Origin of the sequence: Duganella sp. S19_KUP01_CR8 (assembly GCF_036688705.1) — a bacterium.
Lineage (GTDB): Bacteria > Pseudomonadota > Gammaproteobacteria > Burkholderiales > Burkholderiaceae_D > Rugamonas.
The window spans coordinates 1-8,662 of record NZ_JAQQPR010000059.1; the positions used below are offsets into that span (position 1 = coordinate 1).

9 protein-coding genes and 1 pseudogene are annotated in these 8,662 nt (G+C 65.9%); 1 reads left to right on the plus strand and 9 read right to left on the minus strand.

Annotated elements, in window-relative coordinates; all coding sequences use genetic code 11:
• The 6 genes and pseudogenes from V6M89_RS30060 to fliF all read right to left on the minus strand — a co-directional run.
• Positions 1-570 (minus strand): annotated as a pseudogene (locus V6M89_RS30060) (flagellar hook-length control protein FliK); the annotation flags it as partial.
• A 35-nt stretch (positions 571-605) separates the two neighbouring features.
• Positions 606-1,046 (minus strand): flagellar export protein FliJ, encoded by a 441-nt coding sequence (fliJ, locus tag V6M89_RS30065; RefSeq protein WP_332856659.1) that lies wholly within the window; start codon positions 1,044-1,046, stop codon positions 606-608.
• A gap of 36 nt (positions 1,047-1,082) precedes the next feature.
• The gene (fliI, locus tag V6M89_RS30070; protein WP_332856660.1) at positions 1,083-2,510 is read right to left on the minus strand and encodes a flagellar protein export ATPase FliI; all 1,428 of its coding nucleotides are present in this window, start codon (positions 2,508-2,510) and stop codon (positions 1,083-1,085) included.
• A 1-nt stretch (position 2,511) separates the two neighbouring features.
• Entirely contained in the window at positions 2,512-3,267 is a 756-nt protein-coding gene (locus tag V6M89_RS30075; protein WP_332856661.1) for a flagellar assembly protein FliH, read from the minus strand.
• Entirely contained in the window at positions 3,267-4,265 is a 999-nt protein-coding gene (gene fliG / locus V6M89_RS30080) for a flagellar motor switch protein FliG (protein WP_008451337.1), read from the minus strand. Before fliG ends, V6M89_RS30075 begins: the two co-directional genes overlap by 1 nt.
• Positions 4,258-6,006, minus strand: coding sequence for a flagellar basal-body MS-ring/collar protein FliF (gene fliF, locus V6M89_RS30085; protein ID WP_332856662.1), 1,749 nt, complete (start codon positions 6,004-6,006; stop codon positions 4,258-4,260). The genes fliG and fliF overlap by 8 nt, the downstream gene beginning before the upstream one ends.
• Before the next feature lie 227 nt (positions 6,007-6,233).
• Here fliF and fliE point away from each other — a divergent pair, with 227 nt between their 5' ends.
• Positions 6,234-6,578 carry a flagellar hook-basal body complex protein FliE gene (gene fliE, locus V6M89_RS30090; protein WP_332856663.1) on the plus strand — a complete coding sequence of 115 codons (345 nt, stop codon included), beginning with the start codon at positions 6,234-6,236 and terminating at the stop codon, positions 6,576-6,578.
• A 106-nt stretch (positions 6,579-6,684) separates the two neighbouring features.
• Here fliE and V6M89_RS30095 read toward each other — a convergent pair whose 3' ends face one another.
• The 3 genes from V6M89_RS30095 to fliK all read right to left on the minus strand — a co-directional run.
• Positions 6,685-7,443, minus strand: coding sequence for a flagellar brake protein (locus V6M89_RS30095; RefSeq protein ID WP_332856664.1), 759 nt, complete (start codon positions 7,441-7,443; stop codon positions 6,685-6,687).
• A 14-nt stretch (positions 7,444-7,457) separates the two neighbouring features.
• The gene (locus V6M89_RS30100; protein WP_332856665.1) at positions 7,458-7,790 is read right to left on the minus strand and encodes an EscU/YscU/HrcU family type III secretion system export apparatus switch protein; all 333 of its coding nucleotides are present in this window, start codon (positions 7,788-7,790) and stop codon (positions 7,458-7,460) included.
• A partial coding sequence (fliK, locus tag V6M89_RS30105) for a flagellar hook-length control protein FliK (RefSeq protein WP_332856666.1) occupies positions 7,787-8,662 on the minus strand: 876 nt, incomplete at its 5' end. The genes V6M89_RS30100 and fliK, both read right to left, overlap by 4 nt.

An 8,662-nucleotide genomic window follows, 5' to 3' on the forward strand; every position in this document is an offset into this window, starting at 1 on the left:
GGCTTGGGCGGCCAGGTCGGCGGCGCTCACGGCGCCGGCGCCGGCGGTGGCCGCCGAAGTATCGGCTGCGCTGGCGACCGGTGCGGCCACCGGCGCTGCCGGCTGGTTGAAGGCGGCCACCAGGGCCAGCATGTCGGCGACCGGATCGGCCTGGGCGGCGGCCTGGGCGTCGCTGGCGGCGCTATCGGCGGCCTCGTCGGCGCTGGCGCTGCTGTCCTTGGCGCCGCTCTTGGCCGGCGCCGGCGCGGCGGGCGCGGCCTGGGTATCGTTCCTGGCGACGGCCTGGTTGTTATCGGCCGCGTCGGCTTGCTGGCTTTGCGGCCGGGCCGGTTTGGCCTGCTCCGCCTGCTTGGGCGCGGACGAGCGCGAGGCGGCCGGGCGCTCGGATGGCTTGGCGCCGATATTCGGTGGGTTGCTGGCGCCGCCGGCGTTGGCCTGGCGCTGGTCCATCTCGCGCGTCAGCGCGCGCTGGAAGGAGTTGTCGCCGCCGGCGTTCAGATTCAGGTTCACCTTGGGCGCCGCCGCTGCGTTGGCGTTCAGAGTAGGAATTTGGAGATTCTGGGTTTGCATGATGGCGCCGTGTCGGTTGGTTGCGTCTAAATGGGTCAGCGTTTGTAGTAGGCCTGCCGTGCTGCGTGTTCGTCCATCTGCTTCTGGTCGCGCTTGTTTTCCAGCTTGAGCGCTTCGGCCGCCGCCCGGTCGTTCAGGGTGGAGTAGGACATGCGCTTGCGTTCGCTTGCCTGCCAGGCGGCCTTTTCCTGCTGGCCGCGGTATTCCGCGTGCTTGATCATGTCCAGCTGGCCCTTGACCGCCACGTCCAGCTTTTCCATGAAGGCCTGGAAATTGCGGTAGGCCATGGGCGTGATGCCGGCCGCCTGCGCCGCTTCGAAGCGTTTCGCATACTCGTCGCGATAGCCGACCAGCATCTGGTGCTTTTGCTTGGCCTCGTCGATGGCCTTGAGCGCGGCGCCCAGCCGCTTGGCGGCATCGTCGGTTTCCCGCCGCGCCAGGTCCATCAGTGTTTCAAGTTGCGCTTTGGAAGCCATGGTGTGTCAATTATAGGAGGCGGTCGCCCGCTTCAATCAGTCGAATAGAGAGGTAAGTTGGGCCAAGCTCTCGCCCATGGTCACCCGTTCGCTGATCTGTTGCTGGAGGAAATTCTCTATCCGGTCATGCAACTGGATGGCCTGGTCGAGCACCGGATCGCTGCCCGGCGCATAGGCGCCGACGCTGATCAGGTCGCGGCTGCGCTCGTAGCGCGAGAACAGCTGCTTCAGGTGGCGCGAGCGGGTCTGGTGCTCGGGCGAGGTGATCGAGTGCATGGCCCGGCTGATCGACTGTTCGATGTCGATGGCGGGGTAGTGGCCGGCTTCCGCCAGGCGGCGGTTGAGCACGATGTGGCCGTCGAGGATGGCGCGCGCCGAGTCGGCGATCGGATCCTGCTGGTCGTCGCCCTCGGTCAGCACGGTGTAGAAGGCGGTGATCGAGCCGCCGCCCATTTCGCCGTTGCCGGCGCGTTCGACCAGGATCGGCAGCTTGGCGAACACCGACGGCGGATAGCCCTTGGTGGCCGGCGGTTCGCCGATGGCCAGCGCGATCTCGCGTTGCGCCATGGCGTAGCGGGTCAGCGAATCCATGATCAGCAGCACGTTCTGGCCCTGGTCGCGGAAGTGCTCGGCGATCGCGGTGGCGTAGGCCGCGCCCTGCAGGCGCATCAGCGGCGGCGTGTCGGCCGGGGCCGCCACGACGACGGAACGGGCCAGGCCTTCCTCGCCCAGGATCTGCTCGATGAACTCTTTTACTTCTCGACCGCGTTCGCCGATCAGGCCGACCACGATGACGTCGGCCTCGGTGTAGCGCGCCATCATGCCCAGCAGCACGGACTTGCCGACGCCGGAGCCGGCGAACAGCCCCATGCGCTGGCCGCGGCCGACGGTCAGCATGGCGTTGATCGAGCGCACGCCGACGTCCAGCGTTTCGGTGATCGGCGCGCGGCCCAGCGGGTTGGCGGGGCGGGTGTTGATCGGCGCGCTGTCGGAGGCGTGCAGCGGGCCCAGGCTGTCGAGCGGGCGGCCGGCGCCGTCCAGCACGCGGCCCAGCAGTTCGGGGCCGACCGGCAGGTGGCGCGCGCGGTCGCTGGGGCGGCGGCGCGGATGGTTGACGGTGCCGGGGCGGGGAATGGCCGGTTCGACCGGGAACACGCGGGTGCCCGGCACCACCCCTTCGACATCGCTTTGCGGCATCAGGAACAGCTTGTCGCCTTCGAAGCCGACCACTTCGGCCTCGATCTTGCCGCCGGACGGCAGCGGCACGGTGCAGGCGGCGCCCACGGCCAGCCGCAGGCCGACCGCTTCCATCACCAGCCCGGCCACGCGGGTGACGCGGCCCGACACCTGCATCGGCTCGACGAAGCCGACCAGCGCGCCGCAGTCGTGCAGATAGGATTTCCAACGGCCGGCGTGCGGGCTGGCGGGGGCGGCGGGTGGAGCGGCGGGGGCGACGGCGTCCATGTCAGGCCAGCCAGTCCACTTCTTTGCCGAGCGCGTGGCTCAGGCGCTGCCAGCGGGCGGCGGCGGTGGCGTCGATCTGGTTGCTGGCGGTATCGACCTTGCAGCCGCCGCGGCCGACCTGCGGGTCTTCGACCACGCGCCAGCCGCCCTTGTCGAGCTCCTCGCCGATGCCGCCGCGCACCACGGCGGCGTCGTCGGGATGCAGCACCAGCAGCGCCGGCTGTTGCAGCACCGGCAGATATTCGATGGCTTCGCGCACGATCGGCAGGATCAGCTCGGGCTTGACCTGCAGCGCGTTCTTCAGCATGCCCTTGGCCAGTTGCAAGGCCAGCTCCAGCACGTCGCTGGCGATCAGCTGGTCGGCGTCCTGCAGCGAGGTGGTGAAGCTGGCGGCCAGGCTGCGCAGGTGCTCCAGCTGCTCGGCCGTGACCAGCTTGCCGGCCTCGATGGCGTCGGCGTGGCCGGCCGCGTGGCCCTCGTCGTAGCCGTCCTTGCGGGCTTCCTCGCGGATCGCTTCCAGTTCTTCAACGGTGGGGTAGTCCAGCGGCGGCGGCAGCGGCGGGCCCATTTCCAGCGCATCCTGCTGCTCCTGCAGCGCATCCTGCACGCGCTGCTCGGCGTCCAGCTGGGCCTGTTCGGCGTCGCGCTCGCGCTGCTCGGCTTCGCGTTGCGCGATCACGCGCGGACGCTCGTCGCCAAACGAGGTCATCTCCCAGCGCTGGAACGCCGACTGCTGTTCTTTTGGTAGCAGAGACATTAGACGAAGGAATCCTCACCTTTGCCGCCGAGCACGATCTGGCCTTCGTCGGCCAGGCGGCGGACGATTTGCAGGATCTGCTTCTGCTGGGTTTCCACTTCGGACAGGCGCACCGGACCTTTCGATTCCAGGTCCTCGCGCATCATTTCCGAAGCACGGGCCGACATGTTCTTGAAGATCTTGTCGCGCAGCTCCTGCGACGCGCCCTTCAGGGCGATGATCAGCATTTCCGACTGCACTTCGCGCAGCAGCAGCTGGATGCCGCGGTCGTCGATATCGATCAGGTTGTCGAACACGAACATCTCGTCCATGATCTTCTGCGCCATGTCGTTGTCGTAGTTCTTGATGTTGTCCATCACCGAACCTTCTTGCTCGCCCGACATGAAGTTGAGGATCTCGGCCGCCGCGCGCACGCCGCCCAGCGACGATTTCTTGATGTTCTCGTTGCCCGACAGCAGCTTGGTCAGCACGTCGTTCAGCTCGCGCAGCGCGGCCGGCTGCACGCCGTCCAGGGTGGCGATGCGCAGCACCACGTCGTTGCGCAGGCGGTCGGTGAAGTGGCCGAGGATTTCGCAGGCCTGGTCGCGCTCCAGGTGGACCAGGATGGTGGCGATGATCTGCGGGTGTTCGTTGCGGATCAGCTCGGCGACGGATTGCGAATCCATCCACTTCAGCGATTCGATGCCGGACGCGTCCTTGCCGCCCAGGATGCGCGACAGCAGCACCGAGGCCTTGTCGTCGCCCAGCGCCTTGGTCAGCACCTGGCGGATGTACTCGTCCGAATCCAGGCCCACGGTGGAGGCGGCCGCGACCATGTCGCGGAAGTTGTCCAAGGTGCCCACCACTTCCTCGTGGGGAACGTTCTTCATGGTCGCCATGGCGGCGCCCAGCTTGAGCACTTCGCGCGGGCCGAGGAACTTCATCACCTCGGCGGCCTCGCTCTCGCCCATGGCCAGCATCAGGATGGCGGCCTTTTGCAGTCCGGTATTCTCAGTCATTTGCGCCTATCCATTCTTTGATCACGTTGGCAACGATGCGCGGATCCTCGGTGGCCAGTTTCTTGGCCATGGCCAGATTTTCGCGGTAGGAGCGCACGGTGTTTTCTTCCATCTTGCGCAATTCTTCTTCGGCGATGAGGGCCTCGTCCGGGCCTTCCTCGACCACTTCCTCCGGCTCTTCCGGTTCCGGTTCCGGCGCGTTGATCTCGTCGATCTTCTTGAACACCGGACGCATCATCGGCTTGACGATGCGCAGCACGATGTACAGCAGGATCAGCGCGGTGATCAGGAACTTCGCCAGATCCTTGGCCATCGGCAAGTTGGCCGGATCGCGCCACCATTCCGGCGGCGGTTCGAACGGCTTGTCGACGCCGTCGAACGGCGAATTGGCCACGCTGACGGCGTCGCCGCGGTCCTGGTTGAAGCCCATGGCCTGCTTGACCAGGTCGTTAATCTTGGCCATCTCTTCTGGAGTATAGGCCTTGATGGTGACTTTGCCATCCTTGCCGACGATGCGTTTGTAATTGACCACCACCGCCACCGTCATGCGGCGCAGGCCGCCCATGCCGCGCTGCTCGTAGCGCACGGTCTTGTCGACTTCGTAGTTGGTGGTCGATTCCTTGTGGTTGGGGCCGTTGGCGGTGCTGGTCGCGGCCGCGCCCGGCGGCGTGCCCGGCGCCGGCGCGGTGCCGGTCGGCGAGCCGGCGGTCTGGGTCAGCGGCGCGGTGGCGGTGCCCGGCGGCTGGTTCGACAGCGCGCCCGGGATGCCGCCCGGATTGGTGCTGCCGTTGTTGCCATTGGTTTCGCTGCTCTGCTGGCTGCGGATGGCCGAGGCGGCCGGCGGCGAGTTCGGCTTGTAGGTCTCGGCCGCCTGCTCGATCTGGGCGAAGTCGACGTCGGCGGTGGCTTCGGCGCGCACATTGCCTTCGCCGACGATGGGGATGATGATCGACTCGACCTGCTTGATGACCTGCAGCTGCATGTCCTTGACATACTTGAGCTGGGTCTCGTCCATGTTCTTGGCGTTGAGGCCGTTGCCGTTCTTGTTCTGGTCGGAAATCAGGTTGCCGGCCTGGTCGATGACGCTGACGTTGGCCGGCAACAGTTCCGGCACGCTGGAGGCGACCAGGTGCACGATGGCGGCGGTCTGGGCCGGATCGAGCTGGCGGTTCGGGTGCAGCGTGACGATGACCGAGGCGGTCGGCTTTTGCTGGTCGCGCACGAACACGGACGGCTTGGGCAGCGCCAGGTGGACGCGGGCGTTCTCGATCGCCGCCAGCGACTGGATCGAGCGCGCCAGTTCGCCTTCCAGCGCGCGCTGGTAGTTGACCTGTTCGAGGAACTGGGACACGCCCAGCTTCTGGTTTTCCATCAGCTCGAAGCCGACGTTGCCGCCCTTGGGCAAGCCCTGGGCTGCCAGTTTCAGGCGGATATCGTGCACCTGCTCGGTCGGCACCAGGATGGCGCTGCCGTTTTCGGAAAACTTGTGCTTGACGTTGAGCTTGTCCAGTTCGGCCGTGATGGCGCCGCCGTCGCGGTCGGTGAAGTTGGAGAACAGCACGCCGTAGTCGGGCGGCTTGTTCCACAGCCACAGGCCGAGCAGGATGGCGACGATGGCCGCCGCGCCGGCCGCGCGCAGGAAATTGCGGCCCATCGGCGTCTGGATGAAGGGCAGCTTCTCGGCACCGTCATCCGCGGCGTCGGCTGCTGTGTCGTTGTCGATTTGTTCGGCTACGGCCATGATGGTTGGTTTCCGGTGCGAGGTTCTAGAGAGGATGAGCCATTATTGCCCGGTTGCGGACAAATCAATCGGCCAAACAGAGCGCCGTTTACGGTCCTGCTCGGCCATGGGGACTGGCCTTGCCCTTGGTATTCTGGCAGCACTGATAGAGCCGTGCCGTATTGTAACGCCGCGCTCGGCTATGTCGTTGGAATTTGTTCCACGGCAGCAACAAGATGGAGGATGGGATGAAAACAGGTGGAATCGACGGCAGCCAGATCCAGGCCATGATCGCCCAGTTGAAGGCGCACGCCACGCGTCCGGGGCTGACGCCGCCGGTGATCAAGACCGAGGCGCCGCCGGCGGCCAGGGTGGAGTTTTCCGACGCGCTGAAAAACGCGCTGGACGGCGTCAACACCAGCCAGGTGCAGGCCGACGACATGGGCAAGAAATTCGCGATGGGCGACGACAGCGTCAACCTGTCGGACATGATGATCTCGATGCAGAAGGCCAGCATCAACTTCCAGGCCACCATCCAGGTGCGCAACAAGCTGGTCTCGGCCTACCACGACATCATGAACATGCAAGTTTAGAAGTCGCTTCAAAAAGACCGCGGCGTCGTTGTTTCGCCTCGCCGTGCATTCGCACTGTCTTCGGCGCCACGCCTGGCCGCGCTCATTTTGAAGCAACTTCAAAGAGTTAGATCAGGCCGGCGATGCGGGCGTTGCGTTCGCGTTCCAGCTTGGTGATGTAGCGCTGCACGTACGACAGCATGCCGCGCGAGATGTTGACGAACTCGCAACCCAGGCGGCGGTTGGTCTTGTTGTTGAGCAGCGTCAGGTCCAGCGAGTTGCGGATCTGCAGCGAGGTCGCCACCTGGCCCACTTCCGGCAGGTCGATCTTGCAATCGAGGTAGTTGCGGCCGATGGCGTCGCCCAGGATCATCTTGTTGTCCAGGATGGCGATGCCGCCGCAGCTGATGTCGGCCAGCGGGAAGGTGGTGCTGCCGCCCAGTTCCTCCGGCAGCGGGATCAGCACCCGCACCGGGTTGGTCACCGGCGTCGCGATGCGGTAGTACTCGCGCCGTTGCAGGCGGATCAGCGACGGCGGCACGACGATCTTGAACGCCGGATTGCCTTCGAAGGTCGCCGTTTCGATGCGGTCGGCGCCAAACAGGATGCGCACCTTGTCCAGCGTGGTCTCGAACGACAGCCGGCGCGAGGCCAGGATCCGCTTGTTCTGCTCGCGGTCGATCGAGCAATCCAGGTAGACGGTGTTGTTTTGTTCGTCCACTTCCAGGATCGAGGTCACGCAGACGTCGGATTCGCCATGGATCAACATGCGGATCAGCTGGTTCTTTTCGCCGATACCGCGCAGCAAGGAGATGATCTCCTTCCGTGATTCGACTTCAAAATCGTGCCAGTTTTCCAATTCAGCATCCTGAAAGTGTGGGTACATCTGTGCCGTTCGCGTCAAATTTCTGTAAGGGGGATGCTGGTGTCCGGCGCAGCTGGAAGCGGCAATCCGGACTTTTGCGCTGATTCAATATGATATAGCCACGCTAATAGTTCCGCAATCGTCCTATAGAGTGTAGGCGGAATTTGTTGATCTAGATCTACATCCATGAGCAGAGATACAAGCTCCTTGGACTCGTGGATGAACACGCCGGCCTCCAGCGCGACGCTGATGATCTGCTCGGCCACCAGCCCGCGGCCCTTGGCCACCACCTTGGGCGCCGGCGCGCCGTTCTCGTAGGTCAGGGCCACCGCCTGCTGCAGCGGACGGCGCGGCAGTTGGTCGGTCATGGCGCTTCCTGGCCTATGGTCAGCGAGGACAGCGGCGCGCCGGCCGCCTCCATCGCCTGTTCCAGCTGGCTGGCGTAGGCGCGCAGGGTGTCGGCGGTGTCGCCGTCGTCGGCTTGCACCTGGATATGCACCTGGCCGCCGACCAGCGTCACCGCCGCCGACACCGCGCCCAGCATCGGGAAGCGGAAGCGCACGCCGCTGCGCCAGATCTGCTCGGGTTCGCCGTCGGCGCCGTCCTTGCCCTCGTCCTTGCGGCCTTCGCGCTGTTCGCGGCGGATTTCCCATTGCATGTGCTGGCCCGGCCACGCTTCGCCGTTCCATTGCACCCGGCCTTGCTCGTGGGTGTGCAGTTGCTGGTTGATCAGTTGCGCGGCGCTCAGGTCGGGACCGTTGGCGGCGGCGCGGGCCGCGCTTTCGCCGCTTTGCAGCATGCGCTGCATCTGCGGCTCGCGCATCAGCTCGGGCAGGGTGCGCTCGCCCTTGACCCATTCGGTGACATGCGACTCGTAGAACAGGCCGCTTTGCGAGATGGTGTCTTGCAGCTTTTGCGCCAGCTGCTCGGCGGCCGGCGCGGCGTTGCCGAACAGCGCGCTCTTGCCGACCAGCGCCAGTTGCGCGCCGGCGCTGCCCTGCGCCGTGCTGAGCACGGTGGTCAGCACGCGGGCGGTGTTGCTCAGCGTGCTTTGCGGCGTGCTGGGGTCGAGGTCGGGCAATTCGTTGGACGGCGTCAGCGGCGCCTTGCCGAGCAGGCTGGCGGCCAGGCTTTGCGGTTTGACCGCTTCGGCCGGGACCGCGCCACCGGCCGCCTGCGCGGCGGCCGCGGCGCCAGCCTGGACGGCGGCACTGGCACTGGCACTGGCACTGGCACCGGC